The sequence below is a fragment of the Stenotrophomonas sp. YJH_SMC_69 genome (assembly GCF_059370495.1).
Window position 1 is genome coordinate 191,812 of sequence record NZ_JCAFTS010000009.1, and the last position, 22,508, is coordinate 214,319.

Below are 22,508 nucleotides of genomic sequence, written 5' to 3' on the forward strand. Positions count from 1 at the left end.
AGCGCCTGCGGGTGACGCGCCCCGACGAGGATCCCATCGCCTTCCAGCACCTGCATGAGGCCTATCAGGCGGCATTGGACTGGGTCCGCCAGGAAGCGCTGGCCGATATCGCGGACGAAGACGAACCGGCGGAGCATGCAACCGACATCGCACCCTGGCCGCCCGACGCAGACGTGGCATGGGCGCCGCCCGAAACGCGTTCGTACTCGCCTCCATGGCCACCTCGCGGCACGCCTGTGCTGCTGCGCACGGCACCAGTGGCGGAACTGGAGGGAGCGGTCCACGTATCGGGCCATGCGCACACGATCCTGCGCATGGCCCATCTGTCTTCCCCTGAAGACTTCGGCCCCTGGCTGGAGGCCACGCCGGTGCTGTGGTCGCTGCGCTACAAGCCATTGGTGGGCGACGCGCTGCTGGATGAACTGGCACGCAGTCACAACAGCGTCAGCGCAGCCAACATGGGTCTGCTGGCACGCTGCTTTGGCTGGGATGATGTACACGATGGCGTGGATCCGGACAGGCTGGCATCGATCCAGTCGCGCGGTCATCGACGCTGGGCCGCCGAGACCGGGAATGCGGCAGAGCTGTCGGCACTGCTTGAACAAGAGGGCAGCCTGCGGCTGGGGAGGGTCACCCTTGCGCGTTGCCTGCGCTACCTGTCGCAGCCATGGCACGCGCGACGATCCCTCTGGCAGGCGCAGCTGCCCGAGCACATCATTGAGGTCAACGCGCTGCTGGATGCGCTGGAACGCGGCGGCCAGGAGCCATTGCCCGCCGCCTGGGATCGGCAGCAGGTGCAGTTCTGGCGCAGCCTTGCCGACGTTTCCCGTCCCAACCGCTGGCGTTGCCAGGTCAATGCGCTGCGGGGCGGCCTGTTGGCTGCCCTGACGCTCGCGATTGCCGGTGGCTCGACTCTCATGAGTCTTGCCCAGCGTGACCTGCGCACCGCCGCCGCGCTCGGCATAGGCGGCGTGCTGCTCGGGGTCCTGCTCGCCCTGGCCGGCGCTCTGTGGGTCCATGTCCGTTGGGCGCTGCGCCAGCTGACGCTGGATCTGTCCCCTTCGCGCTGGGGATGGCTACTGGCGTTGCCAGCGCCGCTGATCGCCCTCGCCAGCCTGATCCTGGTCCATGGCCTGGATCTGCGGCTGGAAGGTACGCTGCTGCTGTTCCCTGGCCTTGCTCTGGCGACGGCACGCTGGATCCGGCGCGAGGATGGCCGGGGATTCCGGCCGCGCAACCTGATTGGACCGGGCATCGGCATGTTCGTCCCCGAAGTGGGCTGCGCCCTGGTCCTGCTGCTATGGACCACCTGGTTCCTGCGTGACAGGTGCCGTCGCCTGTCGATCGACCTGCCTCCACCTGCTTCTGGAAACACCGTGTGAACCGGGCACTGGACGCTCTCGGGCTCGACGCCAGCGCCGACGAAAAGGCGATCAAGCGCGCCTACGCGCAGAGACTGCGCGCGGCACGCCCGGACGAAGACCCGGTGGCATTCCAGGCGCTGCACGAGGCTTACCAGCAGGCCCTGCTGTGGGCACGCAACCGCACGCAATGGCAGGAGGAGAGCAGTGCAGAAACGCTGTCGACGCCACCTGCAGACAACAGCCCACCCGGCCCACCGGCGCCGTACGACAGCCATTCGCCGATGGACCACATGCCGGTGCTGCATCATCCATGCACGCCCGACATCGACATGCCGGACGATGTGGTGGAGCCATCATTGAACCTGCCCCGGTTTGCGCGCCTGCTGATCAACACCGCCGGCGACGCCGACCCGGCCAGCTTCGAGCACTGGCTGGCCCATCGCCCGGAGCTGTGGTCATTGGCCGACAGGCCGCGTATCGGTGACGTGGTACTGCAGCAGCTGCTGCACCAGGGCCAGCCGCTGTGCGAGTCCAACTTCGATCTGCTCGGTCGATACTTCTGCTGGGATGAGATCCGGGCTGATATCGATCCCTACCGGGTCCGCGCACGGCGCAACCTGCTGCATCGCCGCTGGCAGCTGCAGCCGCGCAACCACACGGCCCTCACCGCAGCCCTGGACCGACCGCATGACCGGGTGTCCGCTACCGAGGCCCATGCCCGCATGGAACGCTTGACCCGACCGTGGCACTGGCTGCAATCGCTGCTGTCGGCCAGCGTGCCCGGGCGTGCTGGCATCATGCGGCAAACGATGCAGCGTCTGGGAGTGCATGGTGTCCGTGACACGCTGGCGCCACTGGACACGGATCAGGTCGCCTTCTGGATGGCGGTATCCCAACCCGGGCACTTCAATCTCATGAAGATGCAGGTGGCCATTGTCCGCTGCCTGCTGGGCGCTCTCGTCGTGCTGGCCGTTCTGGCGGCGCTGGCATTGCTCGGTGATGCCGCTCGCCCTATCCCGATCAGCACGTCCAGCATGAAACACGTGGCAATCCATGCCTCGGTGGTCATCGTGTCTGGCGTCCTCATGCTGACGCCTTTCGTTGGAGGCACCCCATCGCGGACGGCGTCCGCGCCAGCGCCCGTCGAGCCACCGTCGGCGCTTGATGGGCACGGCATGCTCACGCACGGGCCTCGTCCGCGCAGGCCAGCCCCCTCCTTCGCCGTTGTCAGCCAGACCGATCCCGACACAGAGGGTGGTTGAGGGGCAGCGGGTTATTTCTCCCGCCGCCAGTTGATCGACCCGCGGTTTTCCACGGTGCTCGACTCCACTTCCACGTCGAACCCGCGGCGCAGCAGGTACTTCAGCGTGATCACCGAACCGGCACCGACCAGCGACACGCCGTAGCCGACGTACAGCTTGGGCGAGATGTACTTGCCGACACCGATCACCGAGCCGCCCAGCGCGCGCGACTGGCTCACGCCGGCGTCGTCCAGGCCCAGCTTGGCGCCCAGCTGCGAAGCCAGCAGGCCGCTGCCCGCCGAGAGCGCCGCCGAGGCCGCGTTGACCTGCTGCGCCTGGTCGCTGCTGGCACCGGTCAGGCTGCGTCCCAGCACCAGATAGGCCAGTGCCTCGGACTGCGACATTGCCGGATCGGACCACACGTCCGCGCGCGGCTGCTGCGCACGCCCGGTCACGTCGATGCCGGCGGTGACATCACCGATCCGGCGCTCGGCGCGGATGTTGATGCGCGGGTCGGACACCGCGTTGTAGTTCCAGGTGAGGTTGCCGCGGGTGATGGTCAGGTCCTGCCCATACGCCTTGTAGCGGCCGCTCACTTCCAGGCCGCCATTGGCGGTCATTTCACGGCCGGGCTTGGCCCAGACCTGCATCTTGCCGGTCAGCGCGCCCTTCAGGCCGAACCCGGTCATCTTCACCTTGTCGCCGAGGCTGACCGTCAGGTCCATGTCCAGCGGCGAGGTGCGCGACTCTTCCGGATCGGCCGGGTCCAGCACCACCACGTCTTCGGACACCGAGGTGCCACGGTCCAGGCGCTCCAGGTCGATGTCGGCCTCGGGCACGTGCACGGTGCCACGCAGCTCCATCGCCGCCTTGGCCAACGTGAAGTCGAGGTTGGGGTTGGCGACGATGCGCAGCTCGCTGGTGTTGGACAGCAGCACGTTCTCGCCGTGGATCTTCAGCTGCAGCGGCTGTGCATCACCGAACCACGACAGGCCGCCGTCGACATACAGCGTGCCCTGGCCCGAGTTGGCCTGCGCGGTGATCTTGGCCGAGCCGTCGGGCTGGGCCACGAAGCTGCCCTTGCCCTGGTCGAAGGTCAGGCCAAGCGCGGGGAATTCGCCCTTGAAGTTGCTCAGCTGCGCGTCGCCGCCCAGCGACGGCTGCCCGCGCGTACCGCGCAGGCTGACGTGGCCTTCGATCAGGCCGGTCGGGCGCACGATGTCCGGCGAGAACAGCTCCAGCCAGTACAGCCGCGACATGTTGAGGTAGAGCTCACCGTTCAGCGGTGCGCTGGCTTCCCAGCCGGTCTGCATCTTCGCGTCGACGAAGCCATTGCCCTGGAAGCCCATGCCCAGGTAGCCCTTGATGCTGGCCGGGGTCATGTCGAGCTTCAGCGAGAACTGGTCATAGCGCACCAGCTCGCCGCGGGTGGTATCGCCCACGGTGTTGCGGTTCTCGCCCAGGCGCACGCCGCCTTCCTTCGAGCGCACTTCCACATGGCCTTCCCAGGCCGCGCCGCGCGGGCGGATCTGCGCGTCCAGGCTGACGTCGCCGCGCAGGTAGATGCGGCGGCCGGACTGCGGCGGCAGCCACGGCTGCACCAGCGCCAGCGGCAGCGCGTCACTGCGCACCACCAGGCCTTCTCGCGGCCAGTTGGCCTGTGCGCACAGCGCGCCGCTGCTGGCGGCGGCCAGGCAGGCTTCGGACAGGGTGTAGGTGCTGCCGTTGATCGCGAACGCCGCCGGTGCACGCAGCGACCACGCATCACCCTTCACCGGTGCGATGCGCAGCGAGGCCAGCTCGCCACGCCACTGCGCCCCCTGCTGGCGCACGCTGCCCTGCAGCTCGATCGCGCCCATCTCATTGCGGGTCTGCGCAGCCAGGCGCAGGTTGGACACACTGCCCTGCGCATCCACGTTCAAGCGCTCCAGCAGCATGCCGGCGTTGACCTGCTGGCCCTGCACTGCCAGCGTGCCGCTGTCGCCGCGCCACGGCAGGTGGCCCTTGATGCTCACGCTCTCGGCGCCGTAGCCCTCCCAGTTGAGATTGTTGCCGACCAGGTCGGCGGTGATGTCCGGCGCATCGCGCGGCCCCTTCACCTGCACCTGGCCGCGCAGGCCACCGTCGGCGCCCGGCAGCAGGTCACTCAGCTGCAGCGGTTCGAAACGTGCATCGATGTCGAGGCGGTCGCCGACCTTGCCCGACGCGGTCACCCGGCTGCTGCCCAGCGACAGCTTCAGGTCACCCTGGCCCTGCGCGCCCTGCAGCGCGAACTTGCCCTGTGCATCAAGGTTGCGCTGGCGCAGGATGCCCTTCAGCGACGGCAGGTCGACGGTGGCTTCCAGCGTGCCGGCCGTGCCCGGTGCGGCATTGGCCGGCGGCGGCAGCTGACGGCCCTTGGAGGCCAGGTTGCCGGACAGGCGGCCGTTCCAGCCCGGCACGAAATAGCCGGGGTCGAAGTCCTTCAGCGTGGCCTTGGCGTCCCAGTCCAGCTGCGGCGCCCAGGCCACCTGGCCTTCCACCTGCAGCTGCCCACCCGGCGTCTGCGCCTGCAGCTGGTGGATCGACGCGGCCTGGTCATTGCCGCGTACGTCGAACTGCAGCTGCGCCTTCTGCGCCTCGCGTTCGATCTCGGCACGGCCGATCGCCGCCCAGGCCTTCAGGGTACCGGCCAGGCCGAAGCGTGCTTCCTTCAGGGTGACCGGCACCGGTGCGCTGCCAGCCGTGTTCGGGTCGGGTGCTGGCACGTAGGTCAGATCGCGTGCGACCACCGAGAAATTGAGTTTCTGCTGATCGTCCTGGCTGAAGTCGGCGGTGCCTTCCAGCCGCGCTTCGCCACCGAGGCCCTTCACCAGCAGCGGTGAGACCTTCAGCACCTGGTCCTGCAGCGACACCACCGACGGTGCCAGTTCCAGCTCCTGGTCGCCCTGCTTCACCCTGCCGCGCAGGTTGGCATTGCCGCCCTTGCCGGCGGCGGTGAAGTCCAGCGACAACGGCGCAATCGCCGAGCTCGCCAATGCTGGCGACAACAGCGCCAGATCCAGCTCGTCGCTGCGGATGCTGGCGCTCCAGCTCGGGTCGGTGCGGCCATCGAACACCAGCATCGCGTGCAGCGGCTTCGGCGCGCGCCCGGCTACGGCCACTTCCATGTGCGACAGGTCGCCACGTGCGACCAGGCCCACCGTAGCGGCGGTGCGCCCACGCGGTGCTGGCAGCACCGCCGTCACCGTCACATCGGTGTCGTAGTCCTCGGCCGGAATGTAACGGCCCTGGGCGGTGAAGTTGCCCATGTCGCTGTCCACGACCAGTTTGTGCGCCTGGAACTCGCCATTGGCGATCTCGATGCCACCACGCACCCGGCGGATGTCGATCACCGGTTCGTTGGCCTGGCTGATGCGGAAGCCGTCGATGGCGATGGCATCGGCCTGGATCGCCAGCGGCATCTCGATCTGCGGCAGCGAATCCGGCCACGATGGCAGCTTGAACGGCTCGTCACTCTTGGCCAGGTTCAACGTCGCGTTGGTCAGCTCCAGCTTGTCCAGCAGCAGCTTGCGGCCCAGCAGCGGGCGCAGGTCCGGCTCCAGGTGCGCGCGCTCGGCGTGGAAATGGATGTCGTCGTAGCGGAAGTCGACGTTGTACAGGGTCAGCGGACCGGCCACCGGGCCTTCCACCTTGTCCCAGGTGAAGCTGGCGCCCACCGGCAGCCGCGCCACCACCTGGGCCAGCAGCACATCGCGGCCGGCCACGGTCTGCAGCAGCCAGTACACCGCCAGCAGGGCCAGCAGCACCACGCCGATCACGCCGACGCCGGACCAGGCCCAGAAGCGGCGGCGTCGGTAGAAGCGCACGCGCGGCGGTGGCGTGCCGGGGCTCGGTGCGGGCGTGCTCACAGGTCCGCTCCGATGTTGAGGTACAGCTGGAACTGCGAGTCCGGATTGTTCAGGCCGTGCGCGATATCCACCCGCACCGGGCCCACCGGCGATTTCCAGCGCACGCCGAAGCCGACGCCGGTATGCAGGTCAATGGTGTTGTCGAAGGCGCTGCCGGTATCGACGAACACGGCCGCGCCCCACGGGCCGCCATTGAAGTAGTGCTCGTACTCGGCCGAGCCGATCACCAGGTTCTTGGCGCCCAGCGCGTATTTGTCGGGTTTGGGCGTGCGCGGACCAACTTCGCGGTAGGCGTAGCCGCGGATGCTGCGATCACCGCCGGCGAAGTAGCGCAGGCTCGGTGGCATCGCCACCAGGTCGCTGGTCCAGGTGGTGCCGCCTTCACCGCGCAGGATCAGGCGGTTGCTTTCACCCACCGGGATGTACCAGCGCAGCACGGCGTTGGCCTGCACGAAGCTGGTATCCGAGCCGGCGCCTTCCACGCCGGCACGCACCGTCGCCGCGCCGCTGACACCCTTGCGCGGGAACATCTCGTCGTCGACGTTGACGTAGTCGGCGACCACCTGCGGGTACACCAGCGTCGAGGTGTTGTAGACGGCATCGGTGAATTCGGTGCCGGAGGCGTAGCGCCAGCGCTCGCGCAGTGCGTTGATCGAGGCGATCGCGGTCCAGTGCTCGTTGATCTCGCCGCTGCGGCTGGCGATCAGCTTGAAGTTGCGCAGATCGATGTAGTCGGTCTGCTCGTCGTACGCGCTGGCGGCGAAGGTGTACCAACCGTCGAGCCAGTTGAAGGCCGGAATGCGGTAACTGGTGACCAGGCTCTTGCGCTTCTGCGCATAGTCCAGCTGCGTGTTCATCTTGTGGCCGCGGTTGTTCAGGAAGCGCCGCTCGATGCCACCGCGTACACCCGGGCCGCTCTCGCTGCCGTAGCTCAGGCCGGCGGTATAGATGGTGCGCTTGGCGCGCGTCAGCTTCACGTCCACCGGCACTTCGCCGTTCTCGTCGGCCTGGTCCGGGCGCGGCTGGATGTCGATCACGCTGAAGTAGTCCAGCTTGGTCAGCGACTCGCGCAGCCGGTCCAGCTTGCCCTCGTGGTAGTAGCTGCCCTGGTCCCAGTAGACCAGTGGATCGAACAGCTTGTCGACGAAGTAGTCCTGCTGGAAGCGCACCGGGCCCATGTTGTAGCGGCGGCCGCTGTCCCAGGTCAGGTCGATGTCGGCGGCGTTGTCGGCGCGGGTGATCTGCACCTGGCGCTGGGTGTAGTCGGCGTCGAAGTAGCCGCGCTCGGCCAGGCGCCGGGTGATGGTGATCTTGCTGGCTTCGTACTGGGTGTGCTCGAAGCGCTGGCCCTTGCGCGGCTTGAACGCGGCCAGGTCATCCTGCAGGTACTGGTCGTACATCGCCGGGCCGGTGATGTCGATGTGCTCGCGGCGCACGGTCACCGGGGTGCCCTTGTCGACATGGATCAGCACGCGCACGTGTTCGTCCTCGCGCGGTGCCTCGACCTTGATCACCGGGTTGTAGTACCCGAACGGTTCCAGTGCCTGGCGGGTCTGCCGCTCGGCCTGTGACAGCAGGTACTCCAGGCGTGATTCGCCCTGTTCCTTGCCGATCGTGTCGTACAGCGACAGCGATTCCTGGATGTTCTCGATGATTGCGGCGTCGTCGCCCTTGTCCAATCCCTTGATGTCCACCTTGTCGATGGTGCCGCGCGCGTGGGCCACGGAAGTGGCGGCCAACGACAGGACCATCAGCGGCAGGGCGTATTTCTTTGGCTGCATGCGGGACAGCATACCGACCGAAGGTGACGATGCGAAATGCATCACGTCATTCGGGATCGGTTGTTAAGTGGCGGTCAAAATACGCACCTTTGTGGCGATCATCGTGAATGCAGGCGAGGATGCCGGCATCGTGCGCGATGCCGGCAATGACCCCGATGGACATCCACCGGCGATGCGGTGCGCGGGGTAATGCCGGCCAGCGGCCGGCACTACCGATACGGGCATCAGCTCGACAGATGCTCGATCGCCGCGACCTTGCCCAGGCGCTCGCCCAGCATCGTCAGCAGCGCCAGGCGGTTGCCACGCAGCGCCAGATCGTCCGCATTGACCATCACCCCGTCGAAGAACGCGTCGACCTGCGGGCGCAGGCGCGCCAGGCGTGCCAGCACGGCCACGTAGTCCTTCTGGTGCAGGCTGGCGCCGGTGTCGTCGATGGCGGCGGTGACCGCTTCGGCCAGCGCGCGCTCGGCGTCTTCCTGCAGCAGCGCCGGGTCGATCTGCGCCGGAATGTCGCCCTCGGCCTTGCGCAGGATGTTGCGGATGCGCTTGTTCGCCGCAGCCAGTGCTTCGGCTTCCGGCAGTGCGGCGAAGGTGCCGATCGCATCCAGGCGGCGGTCGAAGTCGTACAGCGAGGCCGGCTTCAGTTCGGCCACCGCGTTGAAGTGCGTGGCCGGCACGCCCTTGTCGCCGTAATAGCCCTTCAGGCGGTCGAGAATGAAGTCGTACAGCTCGCCGACATCGGCCTGCACGTTGCGCGCGGCCAGGCCGGCGTTGGCGCTGGCCAGCAGCGCGCGCAGGTCCAGCTCGAAGCCGCTTTCGATGATCGTGCGGGCCAGGCCCAGCGCATTGCGGCGCAGCGCGAACGGGTCCTTGTTGCCGGTCGGCTTCAGGCCCGCGGCGAAACCACCGGCCAGCGTGTCGACGCGTTCGGCGATGGCCAGCACCTTGCCCAGCGGCGACAGCGCGATGTCATCACCGCCGAAGCGCGGCTGGTAGGCCTCGTCGATGGCCAGCGCCACCTCGGTCGATTCGCCACCGGCCACGGCGTAGTGGCGGCCGGCGATGCCCTGCAGCTCCGGGAACTCGTTGACCATGCGCGACTGCAGGTCGTTCTTGGCCAATTCGGCAGCCCGCCTGGCCTGCACGGCATCGGCACCCACCTGGGGTGCGATCACTTCGGCCAGGGCGGCCACGCGCGCCACCTTGTCGGCCACGCTGCCCAGCTTGGCCTGGTAGGTCACCGTCTTCAGGCCGTCGCCCATCGACGCCAGGCCCTGCTTCAGGTCCTCGTCGAAGAAGAACTTGGCGTCGGCGAAGCGCGGGCGGATCACCCGCTCGTAGCCCTTGGCCACTTCAGCCACGTCCTTCGATTCGATGTTGGCGATGCCGATGAACTTCTCGGTCAGCGTGCCTGCGGCATCCAGCACCGGGAAGAACTTCTGGTTGATCTCCATCGTTTCGATCAGCGCTTCCTGCGGCACTGCCAGGAACGCACGTTCGAAGCTGCACAGCACCGCCGACGGCCACTCGACCAGGTTCACCACCTGCTCCAGGTTGTCGTCGGTGATGCGGGCGCTGCCACCGGCCCTGGCCGCGGCGGCCTCGACCTCGGCGACGATGCGCGCACGGCGCTCGCGCGGGTCGACCAGCACGAAGGCGGCGCGCAGGGCTTCAACATAGTCCTGCGGCTGGGCCAGCGACACGGGCTGGTCGTGGTGGAAGCGATGGCCACGGCTGACACGGCCGGCCTGCAGGCCGAACAGTTCGGCCTCCACCACCTCGGTACCGTGCAGCAGCACCAGCCAGTGCGCCGGGCGGGCAAAGCCCCAGGTGTGGTCGCCCCAGCGCATCGGCTTGGGAATCGGCATCGCTGCAATCGCCTCGCGCAGGATCTCCGGCAGCAGGCTGGCGGTGCGTGCGCCCGGGGTCACCGCGCGGTGCACGAAGCGCTCACCCTTGTTGTCGGTGGTCTTCTCCAGCGCGGTCCAGTCGATCCCGGCCTTGGCGGCGAAGCCCTGCAACGCCTTGGTCGGCTGGCCTTCGGCGTCCAGTGCGATGTTCAGGTACGGGCCCAGCACTTCGCTGTGCTGTTCCGGCTGTTCCAGGCCCACGCCCGGCAGCAGCACGGCCAGGCGGCGGGGGGTCGACAGCGGGCGTGCATCACCCAGTTCCAGCGCGACGCCGCGCGTGCGCAGGCCTTCGACAACACCGTCGAAGAACGCCTGGGCCAGGCCCGGCAGCGCCTTGACCGGCAGCTCCTCGGTGCCCAGTTCGATCAGCAGGGGGGACAGTTGGCTCATCGGTTCGATCCTGTGGTGGGGGCGCAGCGCGCGACGCGTCCGGCGCCCCGGGTAGTTGATGAAAAGCGGGTGGGTGCGGACGGCCCGTCAGGCCTTCTTCGCGCCCGGGAAGCCCAGCTTCTCGCGCTGCTCGTAGTACGCCTTGGCCACCGCCTGGGCCAGCGCGCGCACGCGCAGGATGTAGCGCTGGCGCTCGGTCACGCTGATCGCGCGGCGTGCATCGAGCAGGTTGAAGGTGTGGCTGGCCTTCATCACCTGCTCGTAGGCCGGCAGCGGCAGGCCCACCTCGACCAGCTTCTGCGCTTCACGCTCGCAGGCATCGAAGCGGTGGAACATTTCGTCCACGTCGGCGTATTCGAAGTTGTAGGTGCTCTGCTCGACTTCGTTCTGGTGGTAGACGTCGCCATAGGTCACCGGTTGCCCGTCCGGGCCGTAGGTCCAGACCAGGTCGTAGACGTTGTCGCAGTTCTGCAGGTACATGCACAGGCGTTCGAGACCGTAGGTGATCTCGCCCAGCACCGGGCGGCACTCCAGGCCACCGGCCTGCTGGAAGTAGGTGAACTGGGTCACTTCCATGCCGTTGAGCCAGACTTCCCAGCCCAGGCCCCAGGCGCCCAGCGTCGGCGATTCCCAGTTGTCCTCGACGAAACGCAGGTCGTGCACCAGCGGGTCGATGCCCAGCGCCTTCAGCGAATCCAGGTACAGCTGCTGGATGTTGTCCGGCGCCGGCTTCATCGCCACCTGGTACTGGTAGTAGCGCTGCAGGCGGTTCGGGTTCTCGCCGTAGCGGCCATCGGTCGGGCGGCGCGAGGGCTGCACGTAGGCCGCGTTCCAGCGTTCCGGACCGATCGCACGCAGGAAGGTGGCCGGGTGGAAGGTACCGGCGCCCACCTCCAGGTCGAGCGGCTGGATGAGCACGCAGCCCTGCTGGGCCCAGAACTGGTTCAGGGTCTGGATCAGGCCCTGGAAGGTGATCGGAACGGTCGGGGTCGCGGACATGCTTACGAGTCTTGGCCGGCAAGGGGGTGCGTTAGTATAACGGCCGACCTGCGGGGCATTCCGTACCCGGGAGGAGCAGGCAGATGGAACATCGGCTGCCGGTGGGCACGCCCGGCGAGCCAGGCGACATCCCGCTGCCGTGGGGCCGCCTGCATTTCGAACAGGTCTGCGCAGCGCTGCTGGCCGATGGCCTGGTGGCCGAGCACGACGTCGAGCGCATGCGGTTTTCCGCACAGGGCGCGCGCAACGCCAGTGAAGTGCACCCGCTGGTGTTGCTGTCCAACCTCAAGCTGGCCGCCCGCGACGGTGGCGAACTGACCCTGGAACGCCTGACCGAATGGCTGGCCCGGCGCACCGGCAGCCGCTACCTGCGCATCGATCCGACCCGGGTCGACGTCGCTGCGGTCACCGCGCTGGTCTCCCATGCCTACGCCCGCCGCCACCGCTTCCTGCCGCTGGCGGTGGATGCCGAACGGGTGCTGGTGGCCACCAGCGAGCCGCTGGTGCAGGAGTGGCGCCGCGACCTGCAGCACCTGACCCGCCGCAGCATCGAGCTGGCGGTGGTCAATCCGCTCGACCTGCACCGCTACACCATGGAGTTCTACGGGGTGACCCGCTCGGTGCGTGGCGCGCGCGGCGATGTCCGCGGCGAAGCCAGCACCACCCTGCCCAGCTTCGAGCAGCTGGTCGAGCTGGGCCGTACCGGCGACGTCAATGCCGACGACCAGCACATCGTGCACATCGTCGACTGGCTGCTGCAATATGCCTACGAACAGCGCGCCTCGGACATCCACCTGGAACCGCGCCGCGAGATGGGGCGCATGCGCTTCCGCATCGATGGCGTGCTGCACAAGGTCTTCGAGGTGCCACCGGCGGTGATGACCGCCGTGGTCAGCCGCATCAAGGTGCTCGGCCGCATGGACCTGGCCGAACGCCGGCGCCCGCAGGACGGCCGCATCAAGACCCGCTCGCCGGGCGGCCGCGAGGTCGAGATGCGCCTGTCGACCATGCCCACCGCCTTCGGCGAGAAGTGCGTGATGCGCATCTTCGACCCGGATGCCGCCTTCAAGAGCATCGACCAGCTGGGTTTCAGTCCGCAGGAGGCCGCCGGCTGGAATGCACTGGTCGAACGCCCGCACGGCATCGTGCTGGTCACCGGCCCGACCGGCTCAGGCAAGACCACCACCCTGTATTCCACGCTGAAGCGGCTGGCCACGCCGGACGTGAACGTGTGCACCGTGGAGGACCCGATCGAGATGATCGCGCCCGAGTTCAACCAGATGCAGGTGCAGGCCAACATCGACCTGGACTTCGCCAGCGGCGTGCGCACCCTGCTGCGGCAGGACCCGGACATCATCATGATCGGCGAGATCCGCGATCTGGAAACCGCGCAGATGGCGGTGCAGGCCTCGCTGACCGGCCATCTGGTGCTGTCCACGCTGCATACCAACGACGCGCCGTCGGCGGTCACCCGCCTGCTCGACCTGGGCGTGCCGCACTACCTGCTGGCCAGCACCCTCAACGGCATCCTCGCCCAGCGCCTGGTGCGCACCCTGTGCCCGCACTGCAAGCAGCCGCACACCCTTGGTGCTGCCGACTGGGCGGTGCTGGCTGATAGCCAAGCTGCATATCCAGATGCCGCCACGCCCTGTCGGCCGGTTGGTTGCCTGGAGTGCCGGCGCACCGGATTCCTCGGCCGCATCGGCCTGTATGAGTTGCTGCCATTGGGCTCGCGGCTGCGTGGGCAGATCCGCGCCGACATGGATCTGGCCGGTTTCACCCGTGCCGCGCGGGCTGAAGGGCTGCGAACCCTGCGCCAGGCCGGGCTTGAAAAGGTGGCGCAGGGGCTGACTACAATCGAGGAAGTCCTGTCAGTCCTGCCGCCCCCGGATGAACCCAGCCCCGTTCCTGATCCTTGAAACCGGCCGCCCGGTGCCGTCGCTGCGCCGCTACGGGCGCTTCCCGCACTGGATCCGGGTGGCCGCCGGGCTGGAAGAGCACGAGACGGTGGTGGTCGATGTCGAACACGGGGATGCCCTGCCCGACCCGCATGCCTTCGCCGGCGTGCTGGTGACCGGCTCGGCCGCCTTCGTCACCGACCACGCCGACTGGAGTGAGCGCAGTGCCGCATGGCTGCGCCAGGCCGCCCACGACGACTTGCCCGTGTTCGGTATCTGCTACGGGCACCAGCTGCTGGCGCACGCGCTGGGTGGCGAGGTGGCCTACAACCCGGCCGGGCGCGAGTCGGGCACGATCGAACTGGAGCTGCAGCCGCAGGCCGCGCAGGACCCGCTGTTCCAGGGCCTGCCGCAGCACTTCGCCGCCCACGCCACCCACCTGCAGACCGTGTTGCGCGCGCCTGACGGTGCCGAAGTACTGGCACGCTCGCCGCTGGATGGCTGCCATGCCTTCCGCTGGGGGCGCCAGGCCTGGGGCGTGCAGTTCCACCCCGAGTTCGCCACCCACCACATGCGCGGCTACGTGCGTGCCCGCGCCGACTGCATCGGCCGCCATGGCGGCTGTGCCCGCAGCATCGAGCGCGCGGTCAGCGCCGCACCGCTGGCGCGCCAGCTGCTGCGCCGCTTCGTTCGCCAGGCGCGGCTGTCTTCAGCCCAGCCGGCGGCAAAACAGGGATAATCGGCGGCACGGGCAAGCGCCCGGCCCCTCCTGTCCTTCCCGGATGTCCATGAAAGAGATTCGCAAGCTGCCGGCCTCGGCGGGCGCCCAGTGGTTGCTGGATACGTTCTCGCTGTATCGGCGTGCGCCGCTGCAGCTGGCCCGGATCGGCCTGGCCTGGCTGCTGGTGAGCTGGGTGGTCACCCTGTTGTCGACGCTGATTCCCGGCGCCGCCGGCATGGCCGTGCAGCTGATGACCCTGGCCATCTCGCCGATCATGTTCGGCGGCATGCTGTACGCCGTGGGTGAGATCGACGAAGGTCGCCCGGGCCTGGCCTCGCACCTGCTGCAGCCGATCCGCGACCACCGCGTCAGCCACCTGCTGGTGCCGCTGGCGATCCAGGTGCTGGCGGTGCTGCTGCTGGGCGCGCTGCTGTTCCTGATGATCGGCCGCGAAGGCTTCACCGCCTTCAGCGAGGTCATGACCAAGATGGAAGAGATCAGCCGCAGTGGCCAGCAGATCAAGCCGGACGATGCCGCGGCGCTGGTGGCCAACCTGCCGGCCAAGCGCATCGCACTGTGGATGCTGCTGGTGTTCCTGAGCGCGGTCGCACTGTCGCTGGCAATGTTCACCCAGCCGGCGCTGGTGGTGTTCGACAAGCAGAGCGGCATGCACGCGCTGCGCCTGAGCCTGCAGGGCTGCATCGAGAACATCGGCGCAATGATCGTGTTCGCCGTGCTCGGCCTGATCGCCGCGTTCTGCATCTACATCCTGTTCGTGATCGTGATCCAGATCGCGATGCTGATCGGCGGCCCGCTGGCCGCCGCCTTCATCGCCCAGCTGGTGCTGACCACGGTGCTGATGCCGCTGTATGTCGGCGCGGTCTACGCCGCGTGGAAGCAGATGTTCGTGCACCGTGGCAGCCGCGCCGCACCGCCGGTCCCGACCACGCCGACCTCAAGCGACATCTTCCACGCCTGATGAAAAAAGGGGACGGAGGGGATTAAGTCGTTAGCTGCACACACTGGGCATAAACGACTTAATCCCCTCCGTCCCTTTTTTCTTTCAGGCGGCGGGCTTCTTGACTGCCGACGACGGCACCAGCCAGCGCGCGGCGTGGATGCCCAGCTCATAGAGCAGGCACATCGGGATCGCCAGCATCAGCTGTGAAACCACGTCCGGCGGGGTCAGCACCGCCGCCAGCACGAAGATGCCGACGATCGCGTAGCCGCGGCCTTCCTTGAACTGCTGCGGCGTCACCCAGCCCAGCAGCACCAGGATCACCATCGCCACCGGCAGTTCGAAGCTGCCGCCGAAGGCGAAGAAGATCGCCAGCACGAAATCCAGGTAGGCATTTGCATCCGGGGTGATCGCAATCACGTCCGGGCTGAAGGTGGTGAGGAAGTGGAACACCGCCGGCAGCACCAGGAAGTAGGCAAAGGCACAGCCGGTGTAGAACAGCAGCACCGAGGACACCAGCAGCGGCACCGCCAGGCGCTTCTCGCGCGCATACAGGCCGGGCGCGACGAAGGCCCACAGCTGGTACAGCAGCCACGGCACCGCCACGAACAGGGCAACGAAGAAGGTCAGCTTCAACGGCGCGAAGAAGGCGCCGGCCGGATTGGTGGCAATCATCGTCTGCCCGTTCGGCAGCTGCGAGACCAGCGGCTCGGCCAACGCGTTGTACAGCTTCTGGGTGAACGGCAGCAGCGCCAGCAGCACCACGCCCAGGCCCAGCAATGCGCGCACCAGGCGGCCGCGCAGTTCCACCAGATGTTCGACCAGCGAGCTCTCGCCGAAATCCTGTTCACTCATGGCTGGCGCTCCGTGCGCGGCGGCGGCGGCGCACCGGCTTCAGGGGGTGTCGCCGGCGTCGGCTCGGGAGCGACGCCCTCCTGTACCGGTGCATCGGCACGGGTCAGGCCGCTCATATGCGGCGGCAGATCCGCAGGCGCCGGTGCGCGTACCTCCTGCGCCAGCGTATCGCCCTGCTGCTGCGCCTCCTGCGCTTCGCGACGGATCGCTTCGCCGCTGGCACGCAGCTGGTTCTCGGTGTCCTGCATGCCCTGGCGAACGTCCTGCATCTGCCGCTTGATCTCCTCGGCCTGCAGTTCGCGCTCCAGTTCCTGTTTCACCGAATCCCATTGATTGCGGGCGCGACGCACCCACAGGCCGGCAAAGCGGGCCGCCTTGGGCAGGCGCTCGGGACCGAGCACCACCAGGGCGACCACGGCGATCACCAGCAGTTCGCTGAAGCCGATATCAAACACCGCGACCGCTCCGGATCAGCGAGGGGTGCGGTCGTGCTCGTCCTGCGCGGTGCGCGAGGCGTCCTGGCTGCGCGACTCGTCGCCCAGCTGCGCGTTCGGCTTGTCGTCGTCGCGCATGCCCTTCTTGAATTCCTTGACCGCCGAACCGAGGTCCTTGGCGCCACTGGTCAGGCGCTTGGTGCCGAACACCAGCAGGACGATGGCCAGCACGACCAACCAATGCCAGATGCTGAAACTGCCCATAAAGACGCTCGTTACGTTAGTGATCAGGCTGTCGAGCATAGCGCACCGGGTGTTAGCCGGCGCGCGTGACGAAAGTCAGTTTCCGCCCAGCGTTTCCGTGCGGATTTCGCCGTCATTGACCGGCTGGAAGCCCTGCTGCTGCGGCGGCGGGTTCTGCGGAACGTTCTGCAGCGGCGCGGTGGTGGCTTCGGCCGGGGCCGCCGGTGCTGCCTGAACGGGCACAGACACGGGGGCGGCAGCCGGCGCCGGCGCCGGACGCGGTGCATTGCCACCGTTGCCGTTGCGGTTGTTGCGGGCGGCGTAGGTGGCCTCTTCCAGGCGATCGCGGAAGGCGACCACGTCCATCGACGGCGAACCGACGGCGCGACCTTCGAAGATCATGCGCGGCGTGGTGTTGCTGCCGTAGGCGTCCAGATTGGCGGCATCGTCGATCTGCAGCACCGCGCCATCCAGCGCGACACCGGCGAACAGGCCGCGCGCGCGCGACCACGACCAGATCTCGGCCTTCAGCTGGCCGTCGGTGGCGGCGGCGGCATTGCGGCCGACCGGACCGGCGGCAACGCCGGCATCGGCGCCAAGCGTGAACTTGCCATTGACCAGGTTGTCCAGGCTGCGGTCGTTGCGGAACACCAGCACTACGTCGGAAGACTGCACGCCGGCCTGGAAGCCGATGCTGCCACCGGTCAGCTTGACGAATACCGGGCTGGACCAGGCGCCATTGGGCATGCGCACCGACATCAGCCCGTGGCCGCGACGACCGCCAATGACCAGGCCGGCCTTGATCGTGTCGGGAATGACGATGACCGCGCGGCCTTCGTCGAGCAACTTGTCCGGAATTCCCTGTTCAGGGATTTCCTGGATCTCCGCCAGCACGCGCACGGCATTGCGGGCGCGCTGGTCTTCCTGCGGTCCGGCCATGGCCTGGCTGGACAGCAGGCTGGCGGCGATCAGCAGGGCTTGGATCGGGCGACGCATGGCAGGCTCCAGAAGTCAGTCCATAGGAAGATATAGCAAGTGACTGAAATTAGTAGTGTTGTCATGAATCGCCAATGAGCGCTCCCCGCTCACATAGATGCCCGCTATGCCTGCAATCCGAACCCTGCATCCCGGTGCGACACCGGATCGGCGACAATGCACCCCATGCTCGACGCACCCGATACCGCCGTGCTGGCGGTTAACCTAGGCACGCCCGATACGCCGACGGCCCCCGCCGTACGCCGTTACCTGGCCGAATTCCTGTCCGACCGCCGCGTGGTCGCGATCCCGCCACTGCTGTGGCAGCCGCTGCTGCGCGGACTGATCCTGCCGCTGCGCAGCAGCCGTTCGGCGGCCAAGTACGCCCAGGTCTGGCTGCCGGATGGCTCACCGCTGATGGTCCATACCCGGCAGCTGGCGCAGGCGATGCAGGCCCTGCTGCCAACCCTGAAAGTGCGCCACGCAATGCGCTATGGCGAACCGGCCCTGGCCCACGAGCTCGACCGCCTCGCCGGCGAAGGCGCACGCCGCATCGTGGTGCTGCCGCTGTACCCGCAGTACTCCACCACCACCACCGCCTCGGTCGAGGACCGCGTCGACGCCTGGCAGCGGCGCAACCCGGGCGTGACCGTCAGTCTGGTACGCGACTACTCGGTCGACCCGGGCTGGGTCGAGGCCGTTGCCGGCTCGATCCGCCGCTACTGGGAACAGCACGGCCGCAGCCAGAAACTGATGTTCTCCTTCCACGGCATCCCGCAGCGCCTGGCCGACGCGGGTGATCCGTATCCGCAGCGCTGCGAGGCCAGCGCGCAGGCCATCGCCAACGCGCTGGGCCTGGGCAAGGACGACTGGCAGATGGGTTACCAGTCGCGCTTCGGCCGCGAGCGCTGGCTGCAGCCTTACGCTGAGCCGAGCCTGTGGGCGTTGGCCGAATCCGGTGTGAAGCAGATCGACGTGGTCTGCCCCGGCTTCGCCACCGATTGCCTGGAAACGCTGGAAGAAGTCGCGATGGGCTTCACCGAAACGCTGGCCGAACGTGGCGCGACGATGCGCTACATCCCCTGCCTCAATGCCGAACCGGAACACGCGCGCGCCCTGGCACGACTGGCCGTGGCCTCGCTGGCATGAGTCTGCAACCCTTTGAACTCGAGGTGGGCGGCACCCGCGTCGCCGGCCTGCGCAACAGCGGCGACGGCCCGCGCGTGCTGGCCCTGCATGGCTGGCTCGACAATGCCGCCAGCTTCGTGCCGCTGGCGCCGCACCTGGCGTCGCTGCAGCTGGTGGCGATCGACCTGCCCGGCCATGGCCACAGCGCGCACCTGCCGGCCGGTGCCAGCTACACCACGGCGGCCGCGATCTGCCACGTGCTTGATGTGGCCGACGCCTTGGGCTGGGACCGCTTCAGCCTGCTCGGCCATTCGATGGGCGCCGGCATCGCCAGCCTCACCGCCTCGGTCAGCGACCGCGTCGAGCGCCTGGTGGCGATCGAAGCTCTCGGCGGCCTGCGCGGCCCCGAAGAAGAGACCGCCCATCGCCTGCGCGAGCATGTGAACGCCACCCGTGCGTTGGCGCGCAAGCAGCTGCGCGTGTTCCCCGACCTGGCCGCGCCGATCCGCGCACGGATGATGACCAACCAGCTCAGCGAACCGTGCGCACGACTGCTGGTCGAGCGCGGCGTGGAACCGGTCGAAGGCGGGTATCGCTGGTGCAGCGATCCGCGCCTGATGCTGCCCACCGCGATCCGCCTCAGCGAGGGCCAGATCGACAACCTGCTGCAGGCCATCGCCTGCCCGACACAGGTGATCTATGCCACGCCGGCGCAGTCGTATTATCCCGAGCCGATGCGCAGCGATCGCCTGCAGCACCTGCGGGATGGCCGGCTGGCAGTGTTTCCCGGCAACCATCACCTGCACATGGAAGATCCGGAACAGATCGCAGGCGTGATCCTGCACTTCTTCAGCAACGACAACGCCGGCTGAGCGCAGGCGTCCGCGCGCTTCACTCCGCGCGTTTGCGGCCGATACATCAGTTGCGGGCCCCTGCGCCCGCTGCACGCGGGCCCGGTCGGTCCTGCGGCATGTGTCTGGTTCTGCAAGGAAGTCCGCATGCCCGCTCTGCTGCACCGTCACCCACAGGATGTGGCCGCGGTGTCCCCTCTCCGCGTCGCTGATCGCGCCGCATCCCTCGAATTCCCGGCACCCGCCCTCGTCACGCCCTGCTGCGTGCGTTGCGGCGTGCTCGTTGTCGTCTGCTGACCCAGGAGCCTCCGATGTCCATTGCATCCGCCCGTCCCCCCGATACCGCCCGCCTGTCGCACCTGCAACAGCTCGCCCGCGGTGCTGACCGCCGCCTGCTGACCGGCAGCGCGGCACTGGCCGTGACCGGGCTGGTGCTGGCCCTGCGCGGTCCGCACGGTGTGGCCGCCGCGTTGGCCGCGGGCGCTGTGCTGCCCGCCTTGTGGCTGGCCGGTCCGCTGGCAGGCCGCGGCATCGCCCGCAACGCCCTGGCGATCCTGGTGGCGCTGCAGCTGGCCCTGTTGTCCGCGATCACCGGCCTGTCGCCGGCGTTGCCGATCGCCCTGCTGCTGGGCGTGCTGCTGGGCCATCGCGATCGTCTGCCGGTGTGGCTGGCCGGTAGCATCGGCACGCTTGCACTGCTGGCCCCGCTGCCGGCCGGTGCTGCGGTGGGGCCGGCGCTGCTGCAGGCCGCGATGCTGGCCGGCCTGACCCTGTTCCTTGGCCAGGTCGCACTGCGGCTCCGCCAGCAGACCGAAGCACTTGGCCACGGTCCCCGCCGGCTGGCCGCGCTGGCGCGCGACATCGCCACCGGCGCCGATCTTGGTGCACATGCTGACACCACCGCCTACGCACCGGGTTCGCTGGCCCATGCGCTGGCCGACACCGCACGCCATGTGCAGGCCCAGCGTGGACGCGAAGCGGAGGCACACGCCGAGAACGCGCAGATCCGCCAGGCCCTCGATGCCTCGCGCACCGCGATGATGATTGCCGACAACGATCACGTGATCCGCTACGTGAACCGCTCGGTGGTGGCCCTGCTGCGCAACCAGCAGGCAACGTTGCGCCAGGCCTTCCCCGATTTCGATGCCGAGCGCCTGGTCGGTAGCAGCATTCATCGCTTCCACGCCAACCCGGACCGGATCCGCGCCATCCTCAATGGCCTGCAGGTCAGCCACAACGGCAAGGTACAGATCGGCCCGGTGCACTTCGCACAGGTGGTTACTCCGGTCTTCGACGCACAGGGCGTGCGCCTGGGCTTTGCCGTGGAGTGGCATGACCGTACCCATGAGCTCGCCTTGGAGAACGCCGTCGCCGGCATCGTCGCGGCCGCCGCCGCCGGCGACCTCGACCAGCGCCTGCAGGCAACCGAAGGTGCCAGCTTCCTCGATGGCCTCACCGGTGGCATCAACCAGCTGCTGGATACGTTGGGCAGTACGGTTGACGAGGTGCGGCAGATGCTCTCGGCGCTGGCCAGCGGCGATCTCGATCGACGCATGCATGGCGAGTATCACGGCGCCTTTGCCGCGATCCAGCGCGATGCCAACGCCACCGCCGGCCAGCTGGCGCGCATGGTGGGCCGTATCCAGCAGTGCGCGTCCTCGATCAGCACCGCTGCCAGCGAAATCGCTGCGGGCAATGGCGCGCTGTCCGAGCGCAGCGAGCGCCAGGCAGCGCACCTGCAGGAAACCGCCGCTTCGATGGAAGAGCTGACTGCCACCGTGCGCCAGAACGCTGCCCATGCGCGCGAGGCGAGCCAGCTGGCGATCACCACCCAGAGCGCCGCCAGCGATGGCAACGTCGCCATGCAGCGGGTCGTCGACACCATGCAGGCGATCGAGGGAGCCTCGAAGCGGATCGGCGACATCACTGGCGTGATCGATGGCATCGCCTTCCAGACCAATATCCTCGCGCTCAACGCGGCAGTGGAGGCCGCCCGTGCCGGCGAGCAGGGCCGTGGCTTCGCGGTGGTGGCCAGCGAGGTGCGCGTGCTGGCGCAGCGCTCCGCCGCTGCGGCTCAAGAAATCAAGAAGCTGATCGATGAGGCAGGTCGCCAGGTGGGCGAAGGCGCCCAGCTGGTGGCCGATGCGGGCCAGCGGATGCAGGGCATTGTCGGGGGCGTTGAGAATGTCAGCCACCTGATGCACGAGATCTCGGCGGCCTCGCAGGAGCAGTCGGTCGGCATCGAGCAGATCAACCAGACCGTGGTGCAGATGGACCAGGCGACGCAGCAGAATGCCGCGCTTGTGGAGGAAGCCACCGCGGCCGCACGCGAGCTGCAATCGCAGGCGGGTACGCTTACCGAGGCGGTATCGGTGTTCCGCCAGCAGGAACCGCACGAGGTCTCGCGGGCCGCCTGATCCGGGCCTGCAGTTCCATCCCGGTCAAGACGGCGCCCGCAGGGCGCCGTTTTTTTGCCTGCTTTTGCGTGATGGGTCAGGAAAGTCCGCTTCCGGACCTGCCGTGAGGAGCGACCAACCCTGGCTGGCGCCGCATCCACACACGGCGTGGATCTACTGTGCGCCCGCATGCCCTCGGTAGTCGCCAACCTTGGTTGGCGCTGGGGCTGCCCGCGGAGAATATCCACGCATGGCGTGCATCTACCGGCCGGTGTGCAGCTATGACGGTGCCGGCCGGCGGCCGGCACTACCCGCATGTTCTGCGCACAAAGAAAAACCCCGCTGCGCAAGCAGCGGGGTTTTGGGTATAAACCCTGGCGATGACCTACTCTCGCATGGCTTGAGCCACACTACCATCGGCGCAGCTGCGTTTCACTTCCGAGTTCGGGATGGGATCGGGTGGTTCCACAGCGC

At 68.1% G+C, this 22,508-nt stretch carries 16 protein-coding genes and 1 rRNA gene; 8 read left to right on the top strand and 9 right to left on the bottom strand.

From position 1 onward, the window contains the following. The first annotated feature begins 11 nt into the window (after nt 1-11). Together AC5P8F_RS16165 and AC5P8F_RS16170 are read left to right on the top strand one after the other, a co-directional pair. On the top strand, nt 12-1,382 hold the full coding sequence (locus tag AC5P8F_RS16165; RefSeq protein WP_495228567.1) for a heat-shock protein: 1,371 nt from the start codon (nt 12-14) through the stop codon (nt 1,380-1,382). Beyond that, a complete protein-coding gene (locus AC5P8F_RS16170) occupies nt 1,379-2,626 on the top strand; it encodes a J domain-containing protein (RefSeq protein ID WP_495228569.1) in 1,248 nt (415 codons plus the stop codon). The genes AC5P8F_RS16165 and AC5P8F_RS16170 overlap by 4 nt, the downstream gene beginning before the upstream one ends. Before the next feature lie 11 nt (nt 2,627-2,637). Here the strand turns inward: AC5P8F_RS16170 and AC5P8F_RS16175 are convergent, their stop codons facing one another. The 4 genes from AC5P8F_RS16175 to glyQ all read right to left on the bottom strand — a co-directional run bounded on the left by AC5P8F_RS16175 (nt 2,638) and on the right by glyQ (nt 11,575). Next, entirely contained in the window at nt 2,638-6,495 is a 3,858-nt protein-coding gene (locus AC5P8F_RS16175) for a translocation/assembly module TamB domain-containing protein (RefSeq protein ID WP_495228570.1), read from the bottom strand. Beyond that, nucleotides 6,492-8,288 (bottom strand): autotransporter assembly complex protein TamA, encoded by a 1,797-nt coding sequence (locus AC5P8F_RS16180; protein ID WP_495228571.1) that lies wholly within the window; start codon nt 8,286-8,288, stop codon nt 6,492-6,494. The genes AC5P8F_RS16175 and AC5P8F_RS16180 overlap by 4 nt, the downstream gene beginning before the upstream one ends. A 212-nt stretch (nt 8,289-8,500) precedes the next feature. Then, nucleotides 8,501-10,576, bottom strand: a complete 2,076-nt coding sequence (glyS, locus tag AC5P8F_RS16185; RefSeq protein ID WP_142235021.1) for a glycine--tRNA ligase subunit beta — start codon at nt 10,574-10,576, stop codon at nt 8,501-8,503. Between the two features lie 87 nt (nt 10,577-10,663). Further along, a complete protein-coding gene (gene glyQ, locus AC5P8F_RS16190; protein WP_014648902.1) occupies nt 10,664-11,575 on the bottom strand; it encodes a glycine--tRNA ligase subunit alpha in 912 nt (303 codons plus the stop codon). A gap of 83 nt (nt 11,576-11,658) precedes the next feature. Here glyQ and AC5P8F_RS16195 point away from each other — a divergent pair, with 83 nt between their 5' ends. From AC5P8F_RS16195 to AC5P8F_RS16205, 3 genes are read left to right on the top strand one after another with little or no spacing between them, the layout of a single operon-like run. After that, complete coding sequence (locus tag AC5P8F_RS16195; RefSeq protein WP_014648903.1) at nt 11,659-13,494, top strand: GspE/PulE family protein; 1,836 nt, start codon at nt 11,659-11,661, stop codon at nt 13,492-13,494. Next, nucleotides 13,466-14,212, top strand: a complete 747-nt coding sequence (locus AC5P8F_RS16200) for a glutamine amidotransferase (protein ID WP_262225177.1) — start codon at nt 13,466-13,468, stop codon at nt 14,210-14,212. The genes AC5P8F_RS16195 and AC5P8F_RS16200 overlap by 29 nt, the downstream gene beginning before the upstream one ends. Nucleotides 14,213-14,261: 49 nt before the next feature. Further along, the gene (locus AC5P8F_RS16205) at nt 14,262-15,173 is read left to right on the top strand and encodes a BPSS1780 family membrane protein (protein WP_495228574.1); all 912 of its coding nucleotides are present in this window, start codon (nt 14,262-14,264) and stop codon (nt 15,171-15,173) included. An 84-nt stretch (nt 15,174-15,257) separates the two neighbouring features. Here the strand turns inward: AC5P8F_RS16205 and tatC are convergent, their stop codons facing one another. The 4 genes from tatC to AC5P8F_RS16225 all read right to left on the bottom strand — a co-directional run bounded on the left by tatC (nt 15,258) and on the right by AC5P8F_RS16225 (nt 17,680). After that, entirely contained in the window at nt 15,258-16,007 is a 750-nt protein-coding gene (gene tatC / locus AC5P8F_RS16210; protein WP_005420449.1) for a twin-arginine translocase subunit TatC, read from the bottom strand. Next, entirely contained in the window at nt 16,004-16,462 is a 459-nt protein-coding gene (tatB, locus tag AC5P8F_RS16215) for a Sec-independent protein translocase protein TatB (protein WP_032957854.1), read from the bottom strand. Before tatB ends, tatC begins: the two co-directional genes overlap by 4 nt. Before the next feature lie 15 nt (nt 16,463-16,477). Then, entirely contained in the window at nt 16,478-16,705 is a 228-nt protein-coding gene (gene tatA / locus AC5P8F_RS16220) for a Sec-independent protein translocase subunit TatA (RefSeq protein ID WP_014648907.1), read from the bottom strand. 75 nt (nt 16,706-16,780) lie between these two features. Next, on the bottom strand, nt 16,781-17,680 hold the full coding sequence (locus tag AC5P8F_RS16225; protein WP_111205393.1) for a lipid-binding SYLF domain-containing protein: 900 nt from the start codon (nt 17,678-17,680) through the stop codon (nt 16,781-16,783). A gap of 165 nt (nt 17,681-17,845) precedes the next feature. Here AC5P8F_RS16225 and hemH point away from each other — a divergent pair, with 165 nt between their 5' ends. From hemH to AC5P8F_RS16240, 3 genes are all read left to right on the top strand, one after another. Further along, nucleotides 17,846-18,808, top strand: a complete 963-nt coding sequence (hemH, locus tag AC5P8F_RS16230) for a ferrochelatase (RefSeq protein ID WP_032957857.1) — start codon at nt 17,846-17,848, stop codon at nt 18,806-18,808. Continuing rightward, nucleotides 18,805-19,659 (top strand): alpha/beta fold hydrolase, encoded by an 855-nt coding sequence (locus AC5P8F_RS16235; protein WP_032957858.1) that lies wholly within the window; start codon nt 18,805-18,807, stop codon nt 19,657-19,659. Before hemH ends, AC5P8F_RS16235 begins: the two co-directional genes overlap by 4 nt. Before the next feature lie 290 nt (nt 19,660-19,949). Further along, complete coding sequence (locus AC5P8F_RS16240) at nt 19,950-22,055, top strand: methyl-accepting chemotaxis protein (protein ID WP_414611752.1); 2,106 nt, start codon at nt 19,950-19,952, stop codon at nt 22,053-22,055. Between the two features lie 351 nt (nt 22,056-22,406). On the opposite strand, the gene rrf is transcribed toward AC5P8F_RS16240, so the two are convergent. Beyond that, nucleotides 22,407-22,508 (bottom strand): 5S ribosomal RNA (gene rrf / locus AC5P8F_RS16245); the annotation flags it as partial.